Below are 26,331 nucleotides of genomic sequence, written 5' to 3'. Positions count from 1 at the left end.
GGGTAAAAGTAAAGATTGGTATATAACATAGCGCTTTTGTAAAAAAGGGCAATAGGGAAACGCACTAACTGTTAACAGCGTCAGTGTTTATAAGGTCTTTGCCTTGGCTTGGGCGATCATTTGCGGATAAAACTGCCAAAATGTTTGTTCAAGAAGCGCGTAGTTATTTTCGATGTCGATAAAAGATCCCGCCAGCGCACCGAGTTTCGGCCTGCGATTTGCCATACCTTGTAACACTTTGGCAATAAATGGCAGTTCAGCGTAGCGTTCTAGCCAGCGTTCTTGCCACATATAGGCATTGAGGTTCTGAAAACGCTCAGGGGAATCTGGCAGCATTGGCACAATTTCAATTTGAGCGTGGTTGACGAACGCTTGCAGAGAGATTGCTGGCTCCAGCTCTTGCCAGTGTAGCGCGAGAAAATGATCCCATACGACATCAAGGGTAATGGGGGCAACGCGGCGAAACTCTTCGCGGAAGAAGCGTTTTGCCTCTAAGACTTGCGGGAGGCGATCGGTCATGACATCAACTCTGCGATGCATGAATATGCCGTCGATAACCTTATCTGAATAATTTCCTTGTGGGTTACCGCGGACAAAGTCGGCCAGAATATTGCCATACAGCGAGCTGTTGGCCAATGAGGCAAGATGAAGGTGTGCGAGAAAGTTCATTCAATCATTATAAATGAGAATGTAGATGTTTAATCCATGCTTTTTGTATGGTCACTAATTCCTATTAACGAAGACTAATAACATCCTTAACCGCTTAACAGTTGCAGCCGAACGCTTGCGGCTCTAGACTAAGCGGCCTGTTTTTTGCGTGCTCCTACGTCTGCTATATATAGAGTGAATACTAACCATGCGTGTTTCTGATTTTTCGTTTGAACTTCCCGATAACCTTATTGCTCGCTATCCACAAGCCGAGCGCAGCGCATGCCGTTTGTTATCGCTGGACGGGCCAACGGGAAAATTAGAGCACGGCGTTTTCACTGATGTTTTGGATAAAATCGAAGCAGGCGACCTGCTGATTTTCAATAACACTCGCGTTATTCCTGCTCGTCTGTTTGGCCGTAAAGCCAGTGGTGGCAAGCTAGAGGTGTTGGTTGAGCGCGTGTTGGATGATACCCGCGTATTAGCGCATGTGCGCGCCTCGAAGTCACCTAAGCCGGGGGCTGAGCTGTTGCTGGGTGATAACGAAGATATCCGCGCCACAATGGTTGCACGTCATGACACGTTATTTGAGCTGCGCTTTGACGACGGTCGTGATGTATTGACGATCTTGAATGCGGCGGGTCATATGCCATTGCCGCCTTATATCGACCGTCCTGACGAAGATGCTGACCGCGAACTGTATCAAACGGTCTATAGCTCGCGTCCAGGCGCTGTAGCTGCACCGACCGCGGGCCTGCATTTTGATGAGCCATTGCTGGAAAAGTTACGTGCCAAAGGCGTTGAGATGGCCTTTGTGACACTGCATGTTGGCGCGGGGACGTTCCAGCCAGTGCGTGTTGATACCATCGAAAACCACACCATGCATTCTGAATATGCCGAAGTGCCACAGGATGTGGTTGATGCTGTGTTGGCGTGTAAAGCTCGTGGTAATCGTGTTATTGCGGTAGGAACAACGTCGGTTCGCTCGATCGAAAGTGCAGCAGCGGCGGCAAAAGACGCACTCATCGCGCCATTTTTTGACGACACGCAAATCTTTATCTATCCGGGCTATCACTATCAGGTGATTGATGCTCTGATAACCAACTTCCATTTGCCTGAATCTACGTTGATCATGTTGGTGTCTGCCTTTGCTGGTTATCAAAATACCATGCATGCGTACCACGAAGCGGTGGCGAAAGAATATCGTTTCTTCAGCTATGGGGATGCCATGTTCATCACCCGTAGTGAGCTGGCAGAGCAAGAAAAAGTCTCTGCTGAGTGATTTCGTGGCCCGTGCAGCTGTTGATATGACGCAGCGCACGGGCCAATTTTTGCCCATATAATGTTTAGCTTCCCGCTCTGACGGGTATGTTGAATAGGGCTTCTTTCCATTAGGAATGCAACATCAGACTGTTTTTCTGATGCTGGAGGTTTTGAGTGAAGTACGAATTAGATACTACAGATGGCCGCGCTCGTCGTGGTCGTTTAATTTTCGAACGTGGCGTGGTTGAAACACCAGCGTTTATGCCTGTTGGGACCTACGGTACCGTTAAAGGAATGACGCCAGAAGAAGTAAAAGAAACTGGCGCACAAATTTTGCTGGGTAATACTTTCCACCTATGGCTGCGCCCTGGGCAGGAAATTATGAAATTACACGGTGATTTGCATGATTTCATGCAGTGGAAAGGCCCTATTCTGACCGATTCCGGTGGTTTTCAGGTATTCAGCCTAGGCAAAATGCGTAAAATCAAAGAAGAAGGTGTTCACTTCCGTCACCCGATCAACGGATCACCGATTTTCTTAAGTCCTGAAAAATCGATGGAAATTCAGTACGATCTGGGTTCTGATATCGTCATGATCTTTGATGAGTGTACGCCGTATCCTGCCGACTGGGACTATGCTAAGAGCTCAATGGAGATGTCTCTGCGCTGGGCAAAACGCAGCCGCCAACGCTTTGATGAACTGGGCAATAAAAACTCCCTGTTCGGGATTATTCAGGGCGGTGTTTACGAAGATTTACGAGATGTATCACTAAAAGGGCTGGTAGATATCGGCTTTGATGGTTACGCTGTGGGCGGCTTGGCCGTGGGCGAGCCAAAGGAAGACATGCACCGTATTCTGGAACATGTTTGTCCGCAAATTCCGGAAGATAAGCCTCGCTACCTGATGGGGGTAGGTAAACCGGAAGATTTGGTGGAGGGTGTGCGCCGTGGAATCGATATGTTCGACTGCGTGATGCCAACACGAAATGCGCGTAATGGTCATTTGTTTGTGACCAACGGTATTGTAAAAATCCGTAACGCTCAATATAAAGATGACGTCACAACGCTGGATGCAGAGTGTGATTGCTACACCTGCCGCAACTATAGCCGTGCTTATTTGCATCATCTTGATCGTTGTAATGAAATTCTCGGTGCTCGGTTAAACACGATCCACAACTTGCGCTATTATCAGCGTTTAATGGCTGGTTTACGTCAGGCCATTGAAGACGGTAAATTAGACGAGTTCGTGGCCGATTTTTATGGCCGACAGGGTAAGCCTGTTCCGCCAGTGGGCGCTAAATAAATTTAGGCCGGTAGGAGTGATACCTACCGGCTTTTAGAATGGCTTGTTTCTGGCTGTTTGTAGTTGCATTCAATCTGTAGTTAATAATGAGGGATATTTAGATGAGTTTATTCATTTCCGACGCTGTGGCATCTGCTGGGGCACCGGCTCAGGGCAGCCCGTACTCTTTGGTTATCATGCTGGTAGTGTTCGGCCTGATTTTCTATTTCATGATCCTGCGTCCACAGCAGAAACGTGCGAAAGAACATAAAAAACTGATGGATGCCATCAGCAAGGGTGATGAAGTTCTGACCAACGGTGGTTTGATCGGTCGCGTAACGAAAGTTGCTGAGACAGGTTACATTGCCATTGCTCTGAACGATACCACCGAAGTTGTCATCAAACGTGATTTCGTGACCGCTGTTCTGCCGAAAGGTACGATGAAAGCGCTGTAATTTTTGATTTTCCCTAAGGGAACTGCCGTGTTAAACCGTTATCCTTTGTGGAAGTACATCATGCTGATCGTGGCGCTTGCCGTTGGTCTGCTTTACGCACTTCCTAACCTTTATGGCGAGGATCCGGCTGTTCAGATCACTGGCGCGCGCGGTGTCGCCGCCAGTGAAACAACACTGGTCCAAGTCCGTGATGAGCTTGAAAAACAGCACATCGCCAGCAAGTCTATTGCGCTGGAAAATGGTGCCATTTTGGCACGCTTCAAAGATACTGACGTTCAGCTTCGGGCACGCGAAGTGCTGATGGATATGCTGGGCGACAAATACGTTATTGCATTGAACCTTGCTCCGGCAACGCCAAGATGGCTAGAAGCCATTGGTGCGGAACCGATGAAGTTAGGCCTGGATCTGCGCGGCGGTGTGCACTTCCTGATGCAGGTTGATATGGAAACAGCTCTGAGCAAATTGCAAGAGCAAAGTATGGATATGCTGCGCAGCGATTTGCGTGAAAAGGGCATTCCATATTCAACGATCCGTAAAACTGACGGCTCCTCCAATGGCGTTCTCATTACATTCCGTGATGCTGAAACTCGTGATAAAGCGAGCAGCTATCTATCGCCTCGTTACCTTAATAATCTCGTCTTTAGCAAGGTTGGCGATAATGGCCTGAAAGCGGTAATGACCGATCAGCGTTTGCAAGAAGCGCGTGAATATGCTGTTCAGCAGAACATCAATATCCTGCGTAACCGTGTAAACCAGCTAGGTGTTGCCGAGCCACTCGTTCAGCGTCAAGGCTCAGATCGTATCGTGGTTGAGCTACCGGGTATCCAAGATACGGCACGTGCAAAAGAAATTCTGGGGGCAACTGCGACCTTGGAATTCCGTTTGGTGAACTCTAATGCTGACAGCACCGCTGCTGCCAATGGACGTGTACCGGGCGATTCTGAAGTGAAATACACACGAGATGGACGTCCTATCGTGATGTATAAGCGCGTTATCCTGACCGGCGACCATATTACCGATTCTACCTCTAGCCAAGACGAGTTTAACCGCCCTCAGGTTAATATCTCGCTTGATAGCGCTGGTGGTAGCGCAATGTCTAACTTCACGAAGGATAACATCGGTAAACCGATGGCAACTCTGTTCGTAGAGTACAAAGACAGCGGTAAGAAAGATGCGGGCGGCAAATCAATTCTGGCTAAGCAAGAAGAAGTGATTAACGTTGCAACTATTCAGTCTCGTTTGGGGAATAGCTTCCGTATTACCGGTATCGATAATCCGAATGAAGCTCGCCAGCTTTCGTTGCTGCTGCGTGCGGGTGCGTTGATTGCACCAATTCAAATTGTTGAAGAACGTACTATCGGTCCGACCTTAGGTGCTCAGAATATCACTCAGGGTCTAGAAGCGTGCTTGGCTGGCTTGGTTGTCTCAATCCTGTTCATGCTGTTCTTCTATAAGAAGTTTGGTCTGATAGCGACTTCAGCTCTGCTGGCAAACCTCGTGCTCATCGTTGGGATTATGTCCCTGCTGCCGGGTGCGACTCTAACCATGCCGGGTATTGCGGGGATCGTGTTAACCCTTGCGGTAGCCGTCGATGCCAACGTACTGATAAATGAACGTATTAAAGAAGAGCTTAGTAACGGGCGTTCAGTACAACAGGCGATCAATGAAGGCTATCAAGGCGCATTCAGCTCCATTTTTGATGCTAACGTTACGACGCTTATCAAGGTCATCATCCTGTATGCCGTTGGCACCGGGGCAATTAAAGGCTTTGCGATCACGACCGGTATTGGTGTGGCGACGTCAATGTTTACCGCAATTATCGGTACTCGTGCCATCGTAAACCTACTGTACGGCGGCAAGCGCATCAACAAGCTGTCTATCTGAGGAGTGCGTTGTGGCACAGGAATATAGTGTTGAACAATTAAATTACGGCCGTAGAGTCTATGACTTTATGCGCTGGGACTACTGGGCTTTCGGTATTTCTGGTTTTCTGTTGATCCTTTCTATCGCAATTATTTGCGTGAATAAGTTCAACTTAGGACTCGATTTTACCGGTGGTACCGTCATCGAAGTTTCGCTGGAAAAACCAGCGGATATGGACATGATGCGTGATGCGCTGCAGAAAGCAGGTTTCGTTGATCCGCTGTTACAGAATTTTGGTAGCAGTCGTGACATCGTAGTGCGCATGCCTCCGACGACAAGCGCAGCGAGCGGTGAAGCGTTAGGCAGCAAAGTCATTGGCGTGATTAACGAAGCCACTAGCCAGAATGCAGCGGTGAAGCGTATTGAGTTTGTTGGGCCGAGCGTTGGTGAAGATTTGGCACAGCACGGTGCGATGGCGCTGTTAGTCGCGTTGCTGGCCATCTTGATTTACGTTGGTGTTCGATTCGAATGGCGTTTGGCTGCTGGGGTGGTTATTTCATTGCTGCATGATGTGATCATCACCCTAGGCGTATTGTCGTTATTTCATATTGAGATCGATTTAACCATCGTTGCATCGTTGATGTCGGTTATCGGCTACTCACTTAACGATAGTATCGTGGTTTCCGACCGTATCCGTGAGAACTTCCGTAAGATCCGCCGCGGAACACCTTACGAAATCTTCAACGTGTCTCTGACACAAACGTTGCATCGTACATTGATCACTTCAGGCACCACCTTGATGGTTATCCTGATGCTGTATTTATTTGGTGGGCCGATGTTGAAGGGCTTCTCACTGACTATGCTGATCGGTGTTTCTATCGGTACGGCTTCGTCCATCTATGTCGCATCCGCGCTGGCGCTGAAACTTGGCATGAAGCGTGAACACATGTTGCAGCAGAAGGTAGAAAAAGAAGGGGCGGATCAACCGTCAATTCTGCCGTAATAACCGTGAAATACGGTCGGTTACAGTGACAAAAAACCCCGCTTCGGCGGGGTTTTTTTATGGTTAGTATCAGCGTGAAAATTACTGACGTTCTAAGCCACTCAGACGAATGAAACCAAGGTTTTCCGGTGCAATATCGCTAAAACGGACTTCCATGCTGGTCACATTAGTTGGTGTCGCAGGGCTTGTGAAACTTATATTTTGCGACAGAATACTGCTTTGATCAGGTTCCAGCGTGGCCTGATTTAACGTACCCCACTCTAGAGAGCCGGTGAAGCTTGGCAAAATCGAACCATTGGCCGTTTTTATCTGCAGCACGGCTTTGCTACCGTCCGCTTCAGGTTCAAGATGGCTGATTAAGATGCGCAGTTGGCCCAGACTGGTAATCCCCAATGCGTCACTATTGGCCGCAGGGATCAGGTAAATACGCTGTTCGTTATTTTCGTTCATCGCTTTCTGACGCTCCAAATACTCAGCTTCAGTGCTCAGTTTCTGGACTTTTTGTGTCAGCTCCTGAACTTCAGACTGAAGAGCTTCAGTTTTAGGATCAGAAGCGCATGCCGTTAGCATCAATGCCAAAGGGGCAAGCACGAATAAAGGGCGGAATATAGACATAGATCGCTCGATTTATTATGGACATAGATAAAAGATTAATCGCCTTTGCTCTGAATGTCACATGCTAATTGCTTTGTTTCCGATATCAATAAGTATATACCCATCATACTGGGAGCTGTATTTTAGTTGACCGCACTCGCTGACCTGAGTAAGCGCCTCAGGATTCACTTGCTTGAAACGCTAGAATGATTCGCGCTGAAGTAAATCGTGGAGAAAACGCAGAAAATAGCTCTCATTGGTCAATGTTCAATGGAAATGTGTCATTTACCGCATAATTGGTAAACTGACTTCCTTTTGTTGTTATGTCACTTCGAGGTACACTAGTACTATCTCAGGCCTTTCAGGAAGAGCTATGCATTGCCCATTTTGTTCCGCCGTTGATACCAAAGTCATTGATTCCCGTTTGGTTGGTGATGGTACTCAAGTGCGCCGCCGTCGCCAGTGTCTGGTTTGTAATGAACGTTTCACGACCTTTGAGGTTGCTGAGCTGGTGATGCCACGCGTCATCAAAAGTAATGACGTTCGAGAACCGTTTAACGAAGATAAGTTACGCAGTGGCATCTTAAAAGCATTAGAAAAACGCCCTGTAAACTCAGATGACGTTGAAATGGCGATCAGTCATATTAAATCTCAGTTACGTGCCACCGGTGAGCGCGAAGTTCCTACCAAAATGGTGGGTAACCTCGTTATGGATGCGCTGAAAAAACTCGATAAAGTCGCCTACATTCGCTTTGCTTCCGTATACCGTAGCTTTGAAGACATCCGAGAGTTTGGCGAAGAGATCGCTAAACTACAGGACTAGGCTATCTCAGTATCTGAAAGTACCCGCTTAGCGTTTCGTTTTATTTCATTTTTGGACGATATTTATGCAGCAAGATCAGCAGCATGGTGACGAATTTTACATGGCGAGAGCCTTTGAGCTAGCACGCCGTGGGCGTTTTACCACCACGCCAAACCCCAATGTCGGCTGCGTTATCGTTCTGAACAATGAGATTGTGGGGGAAGGTTATCACCTGCGCGCCGGTGAGCCTCACGCAGAGGTTCATGCGCTACGTATGGCAGGAGATAAAGCGCGTGGCGCAACGGCCTACGTGACCCTTGAACCCTGTAGCCACCATGGACGCACACCACCTTGTGCTGATGCGTTAGTTGCTGCTGGTGTTAGCCGAGTGGTTGCTGCAATGCAGGACCCTAATCCCAACGTTGCAGGACGCGGTCTATTCAAGCTGCAACAAGCCGGTATTGATGTCAGTCACGGTCTGATGATGAATGAAGCTGAAGCCGTCAATCGTGGTTTTCTCAAACGCATGCGTACGGGGTTCCCATTCGTCCAACTGAAGATGGCGGCATCATTAGATGGAAAAACGGCGATGGCATCTGGCGAAAGCAAATGGATTACGTCAGCTGAAGCACGACAGGACGTGCAGCGATACCGCGCCCAAAGCTCTGCAATATTGAGCTCCAGCGCTACGGTACTGGCTGACGATCCGTCACTCACGGTGCGCTGGGATGAACTAGATGTAACGACGCAGCAGGCCTATCCGAAAGAACATCTTCGCCAACCACTACGCGTTATTGTTGATAGTCAAAACCGAGTTACACCAGCGCATAAAATTATCTCGCAGCCGGGCGAAACGTTGCTTGCAAGAATTCATCCTGATGAACACGAGTGGCCAGAAGGCGTTAAACAACTCTCTATTCCACAATACTGTCAAGGGCTGGATCTGGTTGTGTTAATGATGCAACTGGGCAAACAGCAGATTAACTCCGTATGGGTGGAGGCGGGTGCATCCTTGGCGGGAGCTTTGTTGCAGGCTGGTTTAGTCGATGAGCTGATTGTTTATATTGCACCAAAACTATTGGGCGACAGCGCACGTGGTTTATGTGTATTGCCCGGCTTGACTGAGCTCGCAGATGCGCCTCAGTTTGTATTTAGCGAAGTAATGCCCGTAGGTTCTGATTTGCGTGTGGTGTTACGTAACGCGTACTAATCATGCTCTGAGCATTGTTTTTACTGCTTTATTTTTGTTTCATCTCATCACCTGCGCCAAGTTAGCGAAATGCACCTGAGCAGGGGACGAAAGAATGTGGTAGAATCCGCCCCCCTATTAGCTCTGAAGAGAAATAGGGGTATTGAACATAAAGATTTTAAGGAAACTGTATGAAAACGATTGAAGGCGTTGTTGCTGCTCCACAGGCTCGTGTTGCTATCGCTATTGCGCGTTTTAACAATTTCATTAACGACAGCTTGCTGGAAGGCGCAATTGATGCCCTGAAACGTATTGGCCAGGTTTCTGATGACAATATCACTGTAGTTTGGGTTCCAGGCGCCTATGAACTGCCATTGGCCGTTCGCGCACTGACCGACACTAACCGCTATGATGCGGTTGTCGCTTTGGGAACCGTAATCCGTGGCGGTACTGCCCACTTTGAATTTGTTGCAGGAGAATGCAGCTCTGGTCTGGCAAGTGTAGCCATGAACAGCGTTGTGCCTGTCGCATTTGGCGTACTGACTACCGAAAGTATCGAACAAGCCATTGAACGTGCTGGGACTAAAGCGGGTAATAAAGGTGCAGAAGCTGCCCTGACCGCTCTCGAAATGATCAATGTTCTTAAAGCAATTAAAGCCTGATTTTTAGTAAGGGGAATTCCGTGAAACCTGCTGCTCGCCGCCGCGCCCGTGAATGTGCTGTTCAGGCACTTTATTCTTGGCAGATATCCAAAAACGACATTGCTGATGTTGAATATCAGTTCTTGTCAGAGCAGGACGTCAAAGATGTCGATATTAGCTACTTCCGTGAGCTGTTGTCTGGCGTCGCCACTAACGCAGAATACTTGGATGGCCTGATGGCTCCAGTATTATCTCGTCAGTTGGAAGAATTGGGTCAGGTTGAGAGAGCGGTTCTGCGTATTTCTCTGTTTGAACTGAGCAAGCGCGAAGACGTCCCTTACAAAGTTGCAATTAACGAAGGTATTGAGCTGGCAAAAACTTTTGGCGCTGAAGATAGCCATAAGTTTGTCAACGGTGTACTGGATAAAGTTGCTCCAACGATTCGCAAATCTAAAAGATAAGATTGCTTTTCAGGTTTACCTGACGGAAGCCCTCGGGCCATTTCGTTTACCCCAAAAGGCCGGTTTTCCGGCCTTTTTGTTGGGTAAAATTAGGTCAATCCAAAAAAGTAGTCCCATTAAACCAATCAGGAAATGTGTTATGGCATGCGGCGAATTTGATGTAATTGCCCGCTACTTTAACCGTCATCGGACGGCTCGTCGGGATGTACAGCAGGGTATTGGGGATGATTGTGCTCTGCTTTCTGTTTCTGAAAAACAGCTGATTGCAATCAGTACCGATACCCTCGTATCTGGCATCCATTTCTTACCTGATATCGATCCTGCCGATTTAGGCTACAAGTCTTTAGCTGTAAACCTGAGTGATTTAGCGGCTATGGGAGCCGATCCTGCATGGGTTTCTTTGGCGCTGACGCTCCCTGAAATCAATGAGCCGTGGCTTGCACGTTTTAGCGGCAGTTTATTCGAACAGCTTGATTATTACGGTATGCAGTTAATTGGCGGTGACACCACCCGTGGCCCGTTAAGCATCACCTACACTATTAATGGCTTAGTACCTGCTGGGCGTGCATTACTGCGCAGCGGTGCCCGTATTGGTGATTGGATTTATGTTACTGGTACGCTGGGAGACAGCGCCGCTGGACTGGCTATTTTGCAGAATCAGCTTTCGGTAAAAAACGATGAGGAACGCAATGCGTTAATTCATCGCCATCTGCGCCCACATCCGCGCGTGCTACAAGGGCAAGCGCTGAGAGATCTCGCCAGTTCAGCGATTGATATTTCTGATGGTGTTGTCTCAGACTTGGGGCATATTCTGAAAGCCAGCGATTGTGGTGCTAATCTCTATTTAGACGACCTGCCAATGTCAGCGAGCTTAACGAATAACACAACGCCTGAACAGGCGCTACGTTGGGCGTTATCCGGCGGCGAAGATTATGAGCTGTGTTTCACCGTTCCTGAGCTGCATCGTGGTGCATTGGATGTCGCACTAGGCTTGCTGGGCGCTGATTTTACCTGCATTGGGCAAATTGCCCCTGCGGCTGATGGTATGCGGTTCTGGCGTGGTAACGCTCAGGTGGAATTAGATCTTCAAGGATTTGACCATTTTGGCAAAGATTAGCAAGTACGATAGCCAGGCTGCGAAAGCGCGTCTACGCATGAGTAACCCGTGGCATCTGCTAGCTACGGGATTCGGCAGTGGTTTGAGCCCGATTATGCCCGGCACTATGGGTTCTCTTGCCTCAATCCCGTTTTGGCTATTGTTGATTCAGCTACCGTGGCAGCTTTACTCGCTGGTAGTGATGTTCAGCATTTGCATTGGGGTTTATATCTGTCATCGCACGGCTAAGGACATGAAAACCCACGATCATGGCAGCATTGTGTGGGACGAATTTGTTGGTATGTGGATCACGCTGATGGCCCTACCAGTCAATAGTTGGCAATGGGTGCTAGGCGGTTTTCTCGTCTTTCGTGTGCTGGATATGTGGAAGCCTTGGCCAATTCGCTGGTTTGATCGTAATATTCACGGCGGTATGGGTATCATGGTGGATGATATCGTGGCGGGTGTTCTCTCTGCGGTGATTATCTATGTGATTGGTCATCATTGGCCGATAGCGCTATTTGGTTGATGCATTTTCATGAGGTATCGCAGAGTGAGGACGCTGTGCGATTACCTTACTTAGGCATTTTCTTATAACTGTTTTATTTCTCTCCAATAACTATTCAAAATCTGTCAGCGAATATGGCTAACAAGTCATTTCTTACTCTGTAAATCCCCCGTGTTATGTTTAATTGATTATAAATTTTTTCACCTAATATTAAAACTGATTAATTTCTATATTGTATGTATTTGTTTCTAGCCATATCTATGATGTTTGTGTTATTTCTGAATGAGAATATATTTATCATTATTTAATTGTATTTATGTAACTTGATTTAATTGTATTGAATGAATAAATAAATTTTTCGAAATTATAATTGATGATTAAAAGTGTTATAAAACTTATTGCATAGATTGCTAGTAAAGCAATCCGTTTTTAGTTTTATTTTTTGTCACTGACTAATCGGATTATTATATGAATAAAAAATCAGAAGGTAGTGTCGCCCCCAAGGAACGTATTAACATAAAGTATGTTCCCTCTACGGGAGAGCAGCATGATGAGGTTGAATTACCTTTAAATCTACTTGTTATTGGCGATTTAAAGGGAACAACTGAAGATACTTCAATTGAAGAAAGGCCAGCGGTATCTATCGATAAGTATAATTTCTCATCGGTAATGAAAGAAGCTGACATACAGCTAGATATGGATGTACCAAATCGCTTAGAAGATAATGCTAAAGACGATCTACGCGTACGGCTTAATTTTGAGTCAATGATTGATTTCACGCCCGATCGCGTCGCTCGTCAGGTTCCTGAGTTAAATAAACTTTTAGAACTGAGAGATGCGCTGGTCGCATTAAAGGGGCCGCTAGGGAATATTCCAGCATTTCGTTCTCGCTTACAATCATTATTGTCTGATGAATCATTAAGAGACCAGTTGTTAAGCGAACTGAATATGGCTACTGGTGAATCTAAATAACATTGCTGTGTTATTTGTTCTGAGAATGTTTTGAGTGTAAAAAAGGAATTAACCCAATGTCATCAGAAACAGAATTAGAAGGATACAACGTTGAAGAACGAGAGTATTCACCTTCATTACTTAATGAAATAATGGCTCAAACACGACTGACCCCCGGCGATGATGCCTATGATATTGCTAAACAAGGAGTTTCAGCATTTATTAGCAATATTTTAGAAAGTGGAAGCAATAACGAGCCTATCAATAAACTATTAGTTGACCGCATGATTGCTGAGTTAGATAGCAAGCTCAGTAAGCAAATGGATGAGGTTTTACATAGTTCACGATTTAAAGAGCTGGAATCATCATGGCGGTCTTTGAAATTACTCGTTGATCGTACCGATTTTAAAGAAAATATTAAAATTCATGTTTTGCATGCGACTAAAAGTGAGCTTTTAGATGATTTCGAGTATTCACCTGAAATCTCTCAATCTGGTTTCTATAAACATGTCTATGCGAGTGGCTATGGACAGTTTGGTGGTGAACCGATAGCTTCAATTATTGGTAGCTATGAGTTTAATCAAAGTTCAGCAGATATGAAGCTGCTGCAGTATGTTAGCTCTGTGGGCGCGATGGCTCATGCTCCATTTCTATCTTCAGTATCACCCTCATTCTTTGGGTTGAATAGCTTTACTGAATTATCTGCAATCAAAGAGTTAAAAGCCGTCTTCGAAGGACCTGCTTATGTAAAATGGCGAGCGTTAAGAGAAACGGAAGATGCGCGTTATATTGGATTAACTGCGCCACGTTTCTTACTTCGTCTACCGTATGATCGCAATGAAAATCCAGTTAAGTCATTTGATTATCAAGAAGATGTGAATGCCGACCACGAGCACTATCTGTGGGGTAATACGGCATATTTGTTAGCTTCTAACATCACGGATAGTTTTGCTAAATATCGCTGGTGCCCAAACATTATCGGGCCTCAAAGTGGTGGCAGTGTTAATGATCTACCGGTACATATTTTCGATTCTCTTGGGCAACTGCAATCAAAGATCCCAACCGAAGTCTTGATTACAGACCGCAGAGAATATGAGCTTGCTGAAGAAGGTTTTATTACTTTAACTATGCGTAAAGGTAGCGATAACGCCGCTTTCTTCTCCGCAAACTCAATACAAAAATGTAAAGTTTTCCCACCTACTCGCGAAGGGAAAATTGCAGAGACTAATTATAAGTTAGGTACTCAGCTTCCTTATATGTTCATTGTGAACCGCTTAGCTCATTACATTAAGGTTCTACAGAGAGAACAGCTGGGGGCGTGGAAAGAGAGGCAGGACTTACAGCGAGAACTCAACCAGTGGATCCGCCAGTTTGTGGCCGATCAAGAAAATCCACCATCTGAGGTTCGTAGCCGCCGCCCATTACGTGGAGCATCAATTACGGTGAGTGATGTTGATGGCGATCCGGGTTGGTATCAAGTTTCAATGTCTGTACGCCCGCATTTTAAATATATGGGCGCAAGTTTTGAGCTATCGCTTGTTGGTCGCTTAGATAAGGAATAGATGCATGCCTGCACTCACCCCTTGGCAAAGAACTCGGGCGTGTAGCTTGTTTGGGCGTATTGATGAAGGTGCATCGATAGGGTCACTGGACAAGTCCAGTGACCTACTTACGTCGCTGAAACAAAACCTTAACGATGTGTTGAATTCACGGCCTGGATGCTGCCAAAGTAGTCCCGAACTAGGTGTTGTCGATTTTAATGATGCAACAGGAAGCTCTGTCGATATATCAGCTTCAGTTTGTAAAGCGATTCAACAATGTATTGAGAACTTTGATCCAAGAATAAAATCAGTGGATGTTGCTACCTTTAATAAAGACAGCGATCCCCTAACGTTATTTTTTAAGGTCAAGGCGCATATACAATTCGAAGATATAGACAGTGTCGTCAACTTTAATATTCAGCTTGATGATAGTTCTCGCTATCAGTTGCGCTAAACTAATTAATTAAATATGAAACTAGAAGATTATTTTAGAGATGAACTGGCGTATTTACGTAATCAAGGTGCTGAGTTTTCTCAGATATGGCCGCAGTTAACGCGTTTTTTATCTGAGCAAAGTACCGACCCTGATGTTGAGCGTTTGCTGGAAGGGTTTGCATTCCTCTCTGGAAGCCTGCGAGAAAAGATTGAAGATGAATTCCCTGAGTTGACTCATGGTCTTCTTAATATGCTTTGGCCTAATTATTTGCGCTCTGTACCAAGCATGACAATAGTTCACTTTTCACCAAAGGAGCAATCGATCAGCGAAGCTGCTTATATTTCAGAAAATGTTTTATTAGGCGCTAAAGCGATAGATGGATTATCCTGCCAATTTTCGACCTGTCGAGATGTATGGATCCTGCCAATTGAGCTAAATGATGTACAGTCAAATAACAGCAATGAAAATGGAAAGTTGATTCTGTCATTTGATGTCTTTGGTCAAATTAGTTTAGAAAAGATAAATCTAGATAAAATGAGGTTGTACCTTGGTAATAATGACCATAGTGCAAATCAATTATATTTATGGTTTTTGCATCATTTTAAATCTGCGACAGTACTACTAGATGGTGTTGAGTTTTCTGTACCAAATATAGATATCTCTCCTGTTGGTTTTAATAATCAAGATGCGCTTTTGCCTTATCCGAAAAACGTATATTCAGGCTACAGGATATTACAAGATTATTTTTGCTTTCCAGAAAGCTTGTTGTTTTTAGACTTTAGAGGATTCGGTTCTCTACCTCAAGAAAAACCAGTGAAAAAGATAGAGATATCTTTTAATTTTGATAAGCCGCTGCCAGCAGACGTAAAAATCCACTCTGATAGTTTACGGTTACATTGTGCCCCTGCTGTTAACCTTTTCCCTCATCATAGTGAACCTTTACAATTAGATGGGCGAAGTGTTAGCTATCCACTACGAGCTAGCCACTCACGCCCAGAATTTTATGAAATATTTTCAGTTAAGAAAATAGAAGGGTGGCTGACAAAGCATGGGCATGAACAACGCAATGAAACTCAGCCTGCTCGTATTTATCATCCATTTGAAAGTTTTCGTCATCAAACTGAATATGAAAAAGAGCGTTCAACACGTTATTATCATTTAGGTGTTCACAATGCGCTTAAATTTGATGGATTAGAACATAGTATTACATTTGTTCGTGGCGATGAGTCGATAATCACTGATGATGAAGAAACCATATCAGCCGAGTTGCTATGCTCTAACCGCCGAGTTCCTACAAAGTTAGGCATTGGTGATATTAACGTAAGCTATAGCGATACTCCTCCGTTTGTTAGCTTTAAAAATATCACTCATCCAACCTTGCCACTTAGACCTATTATGGATGGTGGATTACAATGGACGTTAGTATCAAATTTATCACTTAACTATCTGTCTTTACTGAACAAGGATGCACTGTTACAAATTATTCGTAATTATGATTTTCCAGCAATGAACGATCAACAAGCCTCTAAAATCTCCCAACGACGCTTGTCGGGAATTGAGCGATTAGAAACTAATCCTGTCGATAGACTGATTAAAGGGCGGCCTGTTAGAGGTATTCAGTCAACGTTGTATATGAAGCAATCAGCCTTTTCGAGTGAAGGGGATATGTATTTATTTGGTAGTGTCCTTGCTAGGTTTTTTTCTTTGTTTGCCAGTGTTAATGCTTTCCATGAGTTAACTGTAATTAATACAGACAGCCAAGCAAGTTATCGTTGGCCGCTTCAATTAGGAAGTCGGCCGCTAATATGACAGAACTTAAAAAGATTCAACATTATAATTTTTACCAACTCGTTGAGCTTCTATACCAAATAGAAAATCAACAGGTCGAATGTGAGAAGGAAAGACTCCCTAGTGAGGAGTTTATCCGTTTCTCTTCCTGTGCATCTTTGGGATTTCCCTCTAGCGATGTCGTATCCTTGCAAAAGGATAAACGGGGCTATGATTTAGAAGTGGCTTTTATGGGACTGCATGGCAGCCAGTCCCCATTGCCCGGCTATTACTTAGAACGATTGGCTTGGGAATATGCGCAGCAAGACGGCAATCTTTATCATTTTATTGATTTTTTTAACCATCGCTTTTTGATGTTATTACATCTTGCTTGGCGGAAATATCGCTACTATATCCGCTATCAGGCAGATGGTAATGATGGTTTTTCTCAGATGATGTTTTCGTTAGTTGGCTTAGGGAGCCGAACTTTAAGAGATGTTATCCCTGTTAATCACAGCAAAATGTTGGCCTATTCTGGCCTGCTTGCTGCACCGGGTCGATCACCTGACGTCGTGTCTGGGTTAATTTCTCATTGTTTTGATTTGCCTAATGTTGAAGTAGAAAGCTGGCAGTATCGCCGAGTCTCAATCGTGCCACATCAACAAAATCGTTTAGGCGAATTAAACTCGGATCTGCGTGGAAATTTTGTCATTGGTGATTACTCACCTGATGTTTGTGGAAAATTTACGCTGTGCATTCATGATCTTTCTCATGCTCACTTTTTGCGTTTTTTGCCTAATGGTGACCTTTTTCGCCCTCTAGTCACTTTTGTCGCATTTATTCTGCGAGACCAATTAGCTTGGGATCTACAGCTTGGCTTGGCGCCAAAGCAGTCAGTAAGAACCTGCTTGGGTCATGATAAAGGTTGCTTATTAGGATGGACGACATTTCTTGGTCAGCCTCCAGTCATTCCCCGTGTCATTATTAGCGTTCAGGAGTAACAACATGGATGGTTCTACATTTTCATCTGCGACATTAACTCTTTATATCAAAGATATTAAATCGTTGCGTGGAAGTATTGATAGGATGCATGTATTTACAACCGAAGGGGGAAGCTTTGGCTGTGAACCTATTAGCGTCGGTAACCATTGGTTATTGCAAGACTCGGCGCAGAAAGTTAAACCGCTAAATGCCAATATTATATGGAGTGATGGACAATTCTGTTTACAAGATCTTGTTGGTAATTGTCTTATTAATCATTCTAGCCATGGTTGCCCTTCTGAGACACTTATTGCTCTATCCCAGAGTGATTCTATCAGTATTGGAGAATTAAATCTTAGTGTTCATTTGCAATTAAATGAGCATTCCCCAGCGGCACCAGACTATTTACAGTTACAAAATATTATTAGCACTGAAGAGATGAATAATGTTAACCGTGTCATCAATGAATCAACAAATCTAGCTTCTTCTCAATATAATCTAAGCACATCAATAAAAGAAACAAATATGCAATCTTTTGAACCCAATACATTAGGTGTTAACCATAATTCTGTAGCCGATAACTCATCCTCCCATTTATTAGATAATCCATTAATGTCTCGTACAGAGCCAGTTGTTACTTCACAAGAAGAACATATGATGGATGATGAGTATCTTGATGTTCCATCCTCTTTTTATTCAGCGCCATTGAGTGAAAGCAATGCGGATATCTTTGAAAATGTTGCTTTGACGCCCGTACTGCGTGGTTTAGGTGAATTTTTACCTTTTAGAGATAGTCAGGCTGCAAATAGTTTTCTTGAGGAAGCGGGGAGAACATTGCATTCGACTATTCAAGGGTTATTAGATCTCCATCAAGCTCAAAAAGATACAAATAAACAGCTACAACCTATCGAAGATAATCCACTGCGTTTGGGACTGAACTATAAAGAAACGGTCGAGACTCTTTATGGAGATCAAAAAAGCCAGGTTCATCTTACTCCTTCAGCGGCAGTTGCAGAAAGTCTTACTCACATGCGATTGCATTATCAGGCTTCAAATCGGGCTATTGATGCGGCCCTTTCTTCTGTGATTCAGAGCTTTTCGCCTTCCGTTTTAATGGCTCGATTTCAACGTTATCGCAGAGACCATATAACGAGTATCAATGATCCAAATTGGGTCTGGGAAATGTATCAACACTATTTCAATGAGCTGCTCTCTGGGCGCCAAATTGGCGTAGAAAAATTATTTCATGAAGTCTATGAGCAGGTTTATGACCAGACTTTGCGTCAGCTTCAAGGTGAGGAATCTTGATGACTCTATGGCGAAAAATACCCGCAATTCTGCTATCGATATTGCTATTGAGTGGATGCGGAAAAGGGCCTTGGTTTGGCAAGGAAGAACCGGATGCAAGTAAGTTGTCATCTACTTTGGGATTAACATTGTTGGCAGACGATGACATAAACCCAAATAGTGATAATGAAGCCTCTCCGCTGGCTTTTCAGGTGATATTGATGTCTGAGGATTCGAAATTGCTAGCTGCGGATTATGACCAACTGACAGCAAAAGATATGAAAGAGGTTCTGGGGAAAAACTATATTGATCATCAAGACTTCACGTTATTACCGGGTCAGTACAAATATATTTATCCTACTGAGCTTGATAGCAAAGTTCACTACATCGGTGTGGCTGCTTATTACAGTAAGCCAAATGGCGCTCAGTGGAAGAAAGTATTAAAACTAGCTCCCATCGGACACAAATACCAAGTGCTAGTGCATTTGCGCAAGGCAGATATTGATGTACGCAAGGAAAGCGAGGATTAATTATGTTGACACGTAATCGTATTATTTGGAGTGAGGGCTTATTTATTAAGCCGCAGCATTTCCAACAGCAACAACGTCATATTGATTATCTATTATACAGCCGATTTTCTGCTTTAGGCGAGCACTTCTCGGGTGTTACCGAATTGAAAATCAATGATGATCATCTCAGCTTTGGCCGAATTACACTGAGTAGTGCCTCCGGTGTTATGCCAGATGGTAGTGTTTTTAGTCTACCCTATGACGATGTGATGCCTCTGCCGCTCGAAATTAATGATGCCAGTTTAGTCGGACAAACTGTTTATTTAGTGCAAGCATTGGCGAACGACCATGTTGCAGAAGTTAATCTGCAGAATCATTCTGGGCCAAACCACTCTCGTTATCAATCACACCAAGAAGATGTACGCGATCTCTATTCGCTGAGTGCTGATATAACCGAACTCCCGCTGGCAAAAGTGAACTTACGCCTTATGCTGGAGAGCCAAGATAGAAGTACCTATGCGGCGTTGCCAATTGCAAAAATTGCGGATAAACGTCCCGATGGCAGCATTCTGCTGGATAGTGAATTTATTCCAACGTGTCTTTCTATTAGTGCGACACCACGATTAAAAAGTTTCTTATCAGAAATTAGCGGGTTAATAACAGAAAGAGCCAAAAACTTAGCTGAGCGAATTGGCTCACCTAATCAACAAGGCGTTGCTGACGTTGCCGAATTTATGCTGCTGCAAATGCTAAATAGAGTTCAACCGCGGTTGCAGCATTTAACGCGTCGGGCAACGCTTCACCCTGAGCCCTTATTTCATGAATTGATCGGTCTTTGTGGCGAGATGATGACATTTACTGATGCTTCTCGATTACCCATAGATACGCCTGTTTATCGGCATGACAATTTACAACTTAGCTATACACCGCTGATGTTAGCGCTCCGCCAAGCATTGAGCACCGTACTTTCGCCGCGAGCGGTGTCATTGCAACTGCGCGAGCAGCGCTTTGGTGTGCTGGTTGCGGTAGTCGGTCAAGTTGAATTGTTGCAAGAGGCTGAGTTTGTATTAGCCATTCGTGCCAACATGCCGTTAGACATATTGAGCAAACAGTTTGTGCAACAAAGTAAAGTGGCCACGCCAGAGAAAATTATGCAACTGGTTAGCTCACATACCCAAGGTATCCAACTTCGTCTACTTACCTCAACGCCAAGACAGCTTCCTTACCACAGCGGTTATATCTATTTTTCTCTCGATCGTCAGAGTCCTCATTGGCCTGAACTGACTAAAGATAGTGGGTTTGCATTTCATATCGGAGGGAAATTCCCAAACATTGATATGCAGTTCTGGGCGATTAGGAGATGACATCAATGGATATCGTTAATAGCGACAAAGCGGGGAAAAATAGCGCTGAGTTTGTTGTGGGAGCGGCTGGTTTAGAGCATGCGACCAGCGACGATGCACTTTCTTGTCTCGTGCATCGAAACCCACTGATTGAAGCCTCTGCGCCGCTACTGGGTCTTATTAATCGGATTAAGTCATTGAATGAACCGCCGTTGATCCCTCCTTTGATTGCTCAAGTGGAGCAAGAAATTAGAAATACGCTCCAGAGGCTTGAGGTTGAAAACTATGAGCCAGGTATTTTGCTGTCTTGGAGTTACTTTTTTTGCACTTTCATCGACGAAATGGTGATGGCTAGACCGTGGGGGGTTGATGGTTGGGCGCAACATACATTATTAGTCCGTTTTCACAGCGAGACTTGGGGAGGGGAGAAGTGTTTTCAATTGATAGATCGGCTGCTTCTTGAACCGTCTCGGTATCGTGATTTGTTAGCGTTTATACATTTATGTTTGTGCTTGGGTTTCCAAGGGCGCTATCGGATGACAATGCAATATCAAGAAGATAGAGAAAAGATTCTGCGCAATATCCACCAAAAGCTACAGGTGTTAAATAAAATTGACCCAACGCGAGGCTCGGAGATCCTGAATGCTACCGTAGTGCATTTTGGGAAATCCAACGGTGAATCTCGATATCGCTTGAATCGATATTTAACCGGGAAAAAAGTTTTCTGGGGGCTGGTGACAATGGCCTTATTTGGCTACGGGGTTTTTGCGTGGGGCTTACACAATCAGACTCAAGACATTATTACTCGGTTAAATGATTTGTTGCCATAAATTGTTCATGGATGAGGAGAAGCGTGTATATCCCGCTTACCCCGTATTTTCACAAGGAGAAATACGTGATTAGAATCGATCTTCCTGCCTTAGTTGAGCGCCTTAACCCGGTAGCTCGCAATGCTTTAGAAAATGCTGCGGCTTCGAGTTTAAACCAGCAGGCTACGGAAATTACGGTAGGGCATTTTTTATATCAGCTGCTAGATACGCCTCTGTGTGATCTGTGGCTGATATTTGGTCAACTCGGCGTAAACATAGATTCCTTAAGGCAAAGCTTGTTAAATCAGCCGGTCGACCATTCACCATACCCACAAAGTTATCCGAGTTTTTCGCCTTTGCTTGTCGAGTGGCTACAAGATAGCTGGCTCCTTGCTTCTATCGAGCTAAAGCATGAAAACTTGCGTAGTGGCGTGCTACTTCTTGGATTATTGCACCATCGTCACCGTTATTTACCGATTGAAATTAGCTATCGTTTGGATGAATTAAATCGAGAGCAAATTGCGAAGGATTTTATTGCATTAACTCAAGACTCGGCAGAGATGCCGATGGTTAAAACTCAGGAAGAATCAACGCCATCATCTGTGAAAAATGGGAGCCCAGACGGCTCGCTTTTATCACGCTTTACCTTGAATGTGACTGAACAGGCTCGTACAGGAAAGTTGGACCCTGTGTTATGTCGTGATGCTGAAATTGATTTAATGATCGATATTTTGTGCCGCCGGAGGAAAAACAACCCTATCGTGGTGGGTGAGGCTGGGGTAGGGAAAAGCGCACTCATTGAAGGGCTGGCATTGCGCATTATTGCAAATCAGGTGCCTGAAAAAATACAAGGCAGTGAGCTGCTGAGTTTAGACCTCGGTGCAATGCAGGCAGGGGCATCGGTAAAAGGTGAATTTGAAAAACGTTTCAAAGGGCTTATGCAAGAGGTCCTAGAAGCTGAACATTCTATTATTTTATTTATTGATGAGGCTCATACATTAATAGGCGCTGGAAACCAACAAGGTGGGTTAGATGTATCAAACTTACTTAAACCAGCATTGGCGCGCGGCGAGCTTAAAACGATAGCGGCGACAACGTGGCATGAATATAAAAAATATATTGAAAAAGACGCTGCGTTATCAAGACGTTTCCAAGTCGTGCAGGTTAAAGAGCCTTCAATTGAGCAAGCAACGATTATTCTGCGAGGTTTACAGTCTCACTATGAAGAGGCTCATGGTGTCCTGATCAATGAAGATGCTATTCAGGCTGCAGCTCAGCTCAGTGCCCGTTATCTATCGGGGCGCCAGTTACCCGATAAAGCGATAGATGTATTAGATACAGCCTGTGCACGGTGTGCAATAAATATGACAACGCCACCTCGCAATATAAGCGCGTTGCAAACACAGCTATGTGAATGCCAGCTTGAAATCTCCAATATTGAGCGTGAACAGCGTATTGGATTAAACGATCATTCCAGTCGATTGAGCGATCTTTATCAACTTCAGCAGGTATTAAAAAATGAACTTGATGAACAGCATGCGGCTTGGCAAAAACAGCAAGCGTTGGTCATTGATATTATTCAACAACGACAAGCTATTTTAGCGGGTGAAAGCACGCCGCAGTTGGCTGAAAACCTAGTCAGGCTTGAGCATGAATTAGCTGAATTGCAGTCGCAAAACGTCAGCGTTTCTCCTCATGTTGACCGGCTTCTTATCGCCTCTGTTATTGCCGAATGGACTGGTGTTCCCCTAAATCAAATCTCGCGCAGTGAGCTTAAGGTTATTACTGAGCTACCTGACTTTTTGGGGGAAGATATCAAAGGGCAAAGTTTAGCCCTAAGTCATTTGCATCGTCACTTATTAACCGCGCGTGCAGATTTACGTAAAACGGGACGGCCTCTAGGCGCATTCTTGCTGGTAGGGCCAAGTGGCGTAGGCAAGACGGAAACCGTTTTACGCATTGCCGATCTGCTGTTCGGCGGGCGAGCTTGGTTAACCAGTATTAATATGTCGGAGTTTCAGGAAAAGCATACCGTCTCTCGGCTTATTGGCTCACCTCCAGGCTATGTTGGCTATGGAGAAGGCGGTATTCTCACAGAGGCTATTCGCCAAAAGCCATACTCAGTTGTATTACTGGACGAGGTTGAAAAAGCACACCCTGATGTTCTGAATCTTTTCTATCAAGCCTTTGATAAAGGGGAGCTTGCTGATGGTGAAGGTCGAATTATTGATTGCAAAAATATCGTCTTTTTCCTGACCTCAAACTTGGGATATCAGGTTATCGATGAATTGCACCATCGACCTGAAGAGATTCAAGATGCCCTTTATCCTGAACTCGCTGCATTTTTTAAACCTGCATTATTGGCACGCATGGAAGTGATCCCATATCTACCATTGTCTCCTGACGTCCTCAGGGAAATTGTTGCAAATAAATTGGCTCATCTGAATAAAACGTTGGCAGAGCGTTTTCATGCAGAAGTTGTCATTGACGAGGAGGTACATGAGGAAATATTGCAACGTGCTCACCGCAAAGAGAATGGCGCTCGTATGTTGGAATCGGTCATTGACGGCGTGTTATTACCTCCTGTATCGCTAGTTTTATTGCAGCGCCTGGCCTCCGGTGAAGCTATAACGAAAATTCATTTCGGTGTGAAAAGCGGAGAGTTCAGCATTGAGGTAGATAGCTGATGAATCTTTCAGTGCAGCAGGCCACGTTGGCACTGTTGTCATGTGAATGTTTAGAAACGTTAGGACAGGCGCTTTGCGAATGTATTTTGCAATGGGCGCCTGAGGCATATTTAATTGTGGGATATATATCGCCGAGTAAGCAAGATCTTGCGTGCTATTCAAATGGAAAAGGTGAATCGATATTAACGTTGCAGTTTGACGATTTTAGTCATCCATTCGCTCAAGTAATGCGTACGGGAAAGTCAGCTGTCTGGTCAACGTTAAACTATGGAGTGCGTATTGAGCATCCTGAGTTTAGAGCGCTAGTACAAAATATGGGGAAAGAGTGTGGCTTATCCGTTCAGCCTTTCTTTGATAATCAGCAGAGGCTCGTAGGGGTATTTGCTATTTTCGATATGCCTAAGGTTCTTAATACGTTAATGCAGCCAGAGCATGCGTTTCTCTATTTATTACAGGTGTACTTATTACAAGTTAAGAATTTAAAAAAAAACGCTGATTTAGTCTCAAAAAATAATGTCCGTTATGAAACTTCATATGTTCAACAGGTAGAAAAAAACAATATGTCGCATGTGGTGCACAAAGCATTCGTCGGCAGAAGTTCTTATGTTTGCCAATTACGCAAAAAAATCCAGGTGGCTATAACGCATGAAGCTCCTATCAGTATTGAAGGCGAAAGTGGCAGTGGTAAAAGCAGGCTGGCGGTTTTGCTACACACGTTATCTGGGCGGAAAGGCGCTTTGGTTATTGTCGATTGCAATAGCTTAGATGTACAGCAACAGGGTAGGCGCCTTTTTGGTGCAGATAATGTTAGTGAAAGTGCTTTGATAGAGGCAAACAACGGAACATTACTACTGGAGAATATTGATCAACTTGCGCCTTGTTGGTATGGCCGATTACAGCATGCTCTTGATTGTGGGGAGGTGCATTCAAGCCAAAAATATAATTTCGCTGTAAGCCAATTTCGCATGCTAACTACGAGTTGCCAATCCTTATCAGCTCTGGCAGCAACGGTTCCATCTTTTCACTCTTTATATTTACGACTTAATCACTACCCGCTGATGCTGCAACCGCTACGTTGTTGGCGTGAAGATCTCGAACTTCTGGTACCAAATATTATTTCAGAGCTTTGTCAGCAGCATCATAGACCGGTGTTTGTTATCCCTAACGAATGGCTTGCACCTCTTCATGGTTATCACTTTCCTGGCAATATCTTAGAGCTGAAAACATTGCTCGAAATTCTGATACTCGAATATTCGGATGCGGAATTATCAGCAGTTCACGAAATCCTCGCAGAACGATTAACTCATAGCCTGAGCACAGAGCCTATTGCCATGCCTGATTACACACAATCTGGCACTTTGAAAGAGGTGATTTCTGTTTTTGAAAAGGCCGTGATTAGTCATCGACTTATTAGAAAAAACTCAAATAAAGAGAGGGTTGCTAATAGTTTGGCAATTTCCCGCCGTTCATTAGATATGAAATGTAAGAAATTAGGGCTATCCAAATGACAATAAAACTAAGAAGAGGCCTGCTTTTTATTGCACTCATTCCGTGTTTGGTTTTTGCTGCGGAAAAACCTAAAAAGCCAGATGCCAACGCATCACTATCAGCGGATGTGCAGCGAGCAATGGAAGCGTGCCGTAATGAGCCTTTCCCGTTGCCACGTTTGCAGTGTTATGACCAAGCATGGCATCCCAAAATGCAGAATGTAGGTATACCCCTTGGTAAAACGAAAACAGATAAGCCTGATGAAACATGGCAGTTGGTGATGACTCAAGAACATCAACGCTCTGTAGATGCCCCTACCTTGCTATTGCGTGAGTTCAATAATACCAGTGGCGAGCCCGTTTTAATGATGACAACTCCGAGCCAAGAGGGAAGCACGGTGCCCGCTATTTTAGCCATAAGCTGCGTAGAGAATATTACTCGAATGCAGCTGGTATTTAGCCAGCCATTAGGCGATGGAGAAAGTCCTTTAACACTAAGAACCAGTAAGAATGACATTGATACCCGCTGGTTTTGGCGCTCGAGTGGCTATCGTCTCGAATCTAGCCGTGGACTTAGTGGCATAGCCGAAATTCAGCAGTTATTGGGTAGCACAACGCTCACTATCATTGCGGATAACAAGGCGCTAAACGGGCTCACCTTTCAACTCAATAATCTCCAAACAACGCTACAGCCGCTACGTAAGGCGTGTCACTGGTAATAACAAAATA

General features: G+C 44.7%; 25 protein-coding genes. 23 read left to right on the top strand and 2 right to left on the bottom strand.

The window, feature by feature from the left end; genetic code table 11:
• Positions 1–87: 87 nt before the first annotated feature.
• Positions 88–669, bottom strand: a complete 582-nt coding sequence (locus tag RSC70_RS04145) for an ACP phosphodiesterase (protein WP_234618573.1) — start codon at positions 667–669, stop codon at positions 88–90.
• 187 nt (positions 670–856) lie between these two features.
• On the opposite strand from RSC70_RS04145, the gene queA reads away from it, so the two are divergent.
• The 5 genes from queA (at position 857) to secF (ending at position 6,513) form a co-directional block, all read left to right on the top strand.
• Complete coding sequence (gene queA, locus RSC70_RS04140) at positions 857–1,930, top strand: tRNA preQ1(34) S-adenosylmethionine ribosyltransferase-isomerase QueA (protein WP_130998488.1); 1,074 nt, start codon at positions 857–859, stop codon at positions 1,928–1,930.
• A gap of 155 nt (positions 1,931–2,085) precedes the next feature.
• On the top strand, positions 2,086–3,213 hold the full coding sequence (tgt, locus tag RSC70_RS04135) for a tRNA guanosine(34) transglycosylase Tgt (protein WP_046458287.1): 1,128 nt from the start codon (positions 2,086–2,088) through the stop codon (positions 3,211–3,213).
• Between the two features lie 101 nt (positions 3,214–3,314).
• Positions 3,315–3,647 (top strand): preprotein translocase subunit YajC, encoded by a 333-nt coding sequence (gene yajC / locus RSC70_RS04130; RefSeq protein WP_040044334.1) that lies wholly within the window; start codon positions 3,315–3,317, stop codon positions 3,645–3,647.
• Between the two features lie 27 nt (positions 3,648–3,674).
• A complete protein-coding gene (gene secD / locus RSC70_RS04125; protein ID WP_130933224.1) occupies positions 3,675–5,531 on the top strand; it encodes a protein translocase subunit SecD in 1,857 nt (618 codons plus the stop codon).
• Positions 5,532–5,541: 10 nt separating this feature from the next.
• The gene (gene secF, locus RSC70_RS04120) at positions 5,542–6,513 is read left to right on the top strand and encodes a protein translocase subunit SecF (RefSeq protein ID WP_040044336.1); all 972 of its coding nucleotides are present in this window, start codon (positions 5,542–5,544) and stop codon (positions 6,511–6,513) included.
• 81 nt (positions 6,514–6,594) lie between these two features.
• Here the strand turns inward: secF and RSC70_RS04115 are convergent, their stop codons facing one another.
• On the bottom strand, positions 6,595–7,128 hold the full coding sequence (locus RSC70_RS04115; protein WP_025800031.1) for a DUF3251 domain-containing protein: 534 nt from the start codon (positions 7,126–7,128) through the stop codon (positions 6,595–6,597).
• A gap of 352 nt (positions 7,129–7,480) precedes the next feature.
• On the opposite strand from RSC70_RS04115, the gene nrdR reads away from it, so the two are divergent.
• From nrdR to vasI, 18 genes are all read left to right on the top strand, one after another.
• The gene (nrdR, locus tag RSC70_RS04110) at positions 7,481–7,930 is read left to right on the top strand and encodes a transcriptional regulator NrdR (RefSeq protein ID WP_004096754.1); all 450 of its coding nucleotides are present in this window, start codon (positions 7,481–7,483) and stop codon (positions 7,928–7,930) included.
• Positions 7,931–7,994: 64 nt separating this feature from the next.
• Positions 7,995–9,119 carry a bifunctional diaminohydroxyphosphoribosylaminopyrimidine deaminase/5-amino-6-(5-phosphoribosylamino)uracil reductase RibD gene (ribD, locus tag RSC70_RS04105; RefSeq protein ID WP_332541778.1) on the top strand — a complete coding sequence of 375 codons (1,125 nt, stop codon included), beginning with the start codon at positions 7,995–7,997 and terminating at the stop codon, positions 9,117–9,119.
• Between the two features lie 170 nt (positions 9,120–9,289).
• Positions 9,290–9,760 (top strand): 6,7-dimethyl-8-ribityllumazine synthase, encoded by a 471-nt coding sequence (gene ribH / locus RSC70_RS04100; RefSeq protein WP_025800027.1) that lies wholly within the window; start codon positions 9,290–9,292, stop codon positions 9,758–9,760.
• A 20-nt stretch (positions 9,761–9,780) separates the two neighbouring features.
• Positions 9,781–10,200 carry a transcription antitermination factor NusB gene (gene nusB / locus RSC70_RS04095; RefSeq protein WP_004096748.1) on the top strand — a complete coding sequence of 140 codons (420 nt, stop codon included), beginning with the start codon at positions 9,781–9,783 and terminating at the stop codon, positions 10,198–10,200.
• Between the two features lie 139 nt (positions 10,201–10,339).
• The gene (gene thiL / locus RSC70_RS04090) at positions 10,340–11,317 is read left to right on the top strand and encodes a thiamine-phosphate kinase (RefSeq protein WP_332541777.1); all 978 of its coding nucleotides are present in this window, start codon (positions 10,340–10,342) and stop codon (positions 11,315–11,317) included.
• Positions 11,295–11,825 (top strand): phosphatidylglycerophosphatase A, encoded by a 531-nt coding sequence (pgpA, locus tag RSC70_RS04085; RefSeq protein ID WP_442904248.1) that lies wholly within the window; start codon positions 11,295–11,297, stop codon positions 11,823–11,825. Before thiL ends, pgpA begins: the two co-directional genes overlap by 23 nt.
• Positions 11,826–12,272: 447 nt before the next feature.
• A complete protein-coding gene (tssB, locus tag RSC70_RS04080) occupies positions 12,273–12,776 on the top strand; it encodes a type VI secretion system contractile sheath small subunit (protein WP_282813867.1) in 504 nt (167 codons plus the stop codon).
• A 56-nt stretch (positions 12,777–12,832) separates the two neighbouring features.
• Positions 12,833–14,317, top strand: a complete 1,485-nt coding sequence (gene tssC, locus RSC70_RS04075; RefSeq protein WP_130998492.1) for a type VI secretion system contractile sheath large subunit — start codon at positions 12,833–12,835, stop codon at positions 14,315–14,317.
• A gap of 4 nt (positions 14,318–14,321) precedes the next feature.
• A complete protein-coding gene (gene tssE, locus RSC70_RS04070; protein ID WP_063586595.1) occupies positions 14,322–14,750 on the top strand; it encodes a type VI secretion system baseplate subunit TssE in 429 nt (142 codons plus the stop codon).
• Positions 14,751–14,765: 15 nt separating this feature from the next.
• Entirely contained in the window at positions 14,766–16,541 is a 1,776-nt protein-coding gene (tssF, locus tag RSC70_RS04065) for a type VI secretion system baseplate subunit TssF (protein WP_332541775.1), read from the top strand.
• Complete coding sequence (gene tssG / locus RSC70_RS04060) at positions 16,538–17,500, top strand: type VI secretion system baseplate subunit TssG (RefSeq protein ID WP_332541774.1); 963 nt, start codon at positions 16,538–16,540, stop codon at positions 17,498–17,500. Before tssF ends, tssG begins: the two co-directional genes overlap by 4 nt.
• Positions 17,501–17,504: 4 nt before the next feature.
• Complete coding sequence (gene tagH, locus RSC70_RS04055; protein WP_332541773.1) at positions 17,505–18,788, top strand: type VI secretion system-associated FHA domain protein TagH; 1,284 nt, start codon at positions 17,505–17,507, stop codon at positions 18,786–18,788.
• Entirely contained in the window at positions 18,788–19,297 is a 510-nt protein-coding gene (tssJ, locus tag RSC70_RS04050; RefSeq protein WP_332541772.1) for a type VI secretion system lipoprotein TssJ, read from the top strand. The genes tagH and tssJ overlap by 1 nt, the downstream gene beginning before the upstream one ends.
• Positions 19,298–19,299: 2 nt before the next feature.
• Complete coding sequence (gene tssK, locus RSC70_RS04045) at positions 19,300–20,640, top strand: type VI secretion system baseplate subunit TssK (RefSeq protein ID WP_332541771.1); 1,341 nt, start codon at positions 19,300–19,302, stop codon at positions 20,638–20,640.
• Positions 20,641–20,645: 5 nt separating this feature from the next.
• Entirely contained in the window at positions 20,646–21,449 is an 804-nt protein-coding gene (gene icmH, locus RSC70_RS04040; protein ID WP_304185229.1) for a type IVB secretion system protein IcmH/DotU, read from the top strand.
• Positions 21,450–21,514: 65 nt separating this feature from the next.
• A complete protein-coding gene (gene tssH / locus RSC70_RS04035; RefSeq protein ID WP_304185232.1) occupies positions 21,515–24,115 on the top strand; it encodes a type VI secretion system ATPase TssH in 2,601 nt (866 codons plus the stop codon).
• Positions 24,115–25,623, top strand: coding sequence for a sigma 54-interacting transcriptional regulator (locus RSC70_RS04030; protein WP_332541768.1), 1,509 nt, complete (start codon positions 24,115–24,117; stop codon positions 25,621–25,623). Before tssH ends, RSC70_RS04030 begins: the two co-directional genes overlap by 1 nt.
• Complete coding sequence (vasI, locus tag RSC70_RS04025) at positions 25,620–26,321, top strand: type VI secretion system-associated protein VasI (protein WP_063586603.1); 702 nt, start codon at positions 25,620–25,622, stop codon at positions 26,319–26,321. Before RSC70_RS04030 ends, vasI begins: the two co-directional genes overlap by 4 nt.
• Positions 26,322–26,331 lie beyond the last annotated feature (10 nt).

It is taken from the genome of Hafnia sp., from assembly GCF_036648275.1.
Lineage (GTDB): Bacteria > Pseudomonadota > Gammaproteobacteria > Enterobacterales > Enterobacteriaceae > Hafnia > Hafnia alvei.
This window is presented reverse-complemented; position numbering and strand designations above follow the sequence as displayed.

Excerpts from the sequence above, each read along its gene's own strand:
- RSC70_RS04145 (WP_234618573.1), bottom strand. The coding sequence starts at position 669 with ATGAACTTTCTCGCACACCTTCATCTTGCCTCATTGGCCAACAGCTCG.
- queA (WP_130998488.1), top strand. The coding sequence starts at position 857 with ATGCGTGTTTCTGATTTTTCGTTTGAACTTCCCGATAACCTTATTGCT.
- yajC (WP_040044334.1), top strand. The coding sequence starts at position 3,315 with ATGAGTTTATTCATTTCCGACGCTGTGGCATCTGCTGGGGCACCGGCT.
- RSC70_RS04115 (WP_025800031.1), bottom strand. The coding sequence starts at position 7,128 with ATGTCTATATTCCGCCCTTTATTCGTGCTTGCCCCTTTGGCATTGATG.
- nrdR (WP_004096754.1), top strand. The coding sequence starts at position 7,481 with ATGCATTGCCCATTTTGTTCCGCCGTTGATACCAAAGTCATTGATTCC.
- ribD (WP_332541778.1), top strand. The coding sequence starts at position 7,995 with ATGCAGCAAGATCAGCAGCATGGTGACGAATTTTACATGGCGAGAGCC.
- ribH (WP_025800027.1), top strand. The coding sequence starts at position 9,290 with ATGAAAACGATTGAAGGCGTTGTTGCTGCTCCACAGGCTCGTGTTGCT.
- thiL (WP_332541777.1), top strand. The coding sequence starts at position 10,340 with ATGGCATGCGGCGAATTTGATGTAATTGCCCGCTACTTTAACCGTCAT.
- tssB (WP_282813867.1), top strand. The coding sequence starts at position 12,273 with ATGAATAAAAAATCAGAAGGTAGTGTCGCCCCCAAGGAACGTATTAAC.
- tssC (WP_130998492.1), top strand. The coding sequence starts at position 12,833 with ATGTCATCAGAAACAGAATTAGAAGGATACAACGTTGAAGAACGAGAG.
- tssE (WP_063586595.1), top strand. The coding sequence starts at position 14,322 with ATGCCTGCACTCACCCCTTGGCAAAGAACTCGGGCGTGTAGCTTGTTT.
- tssF (WP_332541775.1), top strand. The coding sequence starts at position 14,766 with ATGAAACTAGAAGATTATTTTAGAGATGAACTGGCGTATTTACGTAAT.
- tssG (WP_332541774.1), top strand. The coding sequence starts at position 16,538 with ATGACAGAACTTAAAAAGATTCAACATTATAATTTTTACCAACTCGTT.
- tagH (WP_332541773.1), top strand. The coding sequence starts at position 17,505 with ATGGATGGTTCTACATTTTCATCTGCGACATTAACTCTTTATATCAAA.
- tssJ (WP_332541772.1), top strand. The coding sequence starts at position 18,788 with ATGACTCTATGGCGAAAAATACCCGCAATTCTGCTATCGATATTGCTA.
- tssK (WP_332541771.1), top strand. The coding sequence starts at position 19,300 with ATGTTGACACGTAATCGTATTATTTGGAGTGAGGGCTTATTTATTAAG.
- icmH (WP_304185229.1), top strand. The coding sequence starts at position 20,646 with ATGGATATCGTTAATAGCGACAAAGCGGGGAAAAATAGCGCTGAGTTT.
- RSC70_RS04030 (WP_332541768.1), top strand. The coding sequence starts at position 24,115 with ATGAATCTTTCAGTGCAGCAGGCCACGTTGGCACTGTTGTCATGTGAA.
- vasI (WP_063586603.1), top strand. The coding sequence starts at position 25,620 with ATGACAATAAAACTAAGAAGAGGCCTGCTTTTTATTGCACTCATTCCG.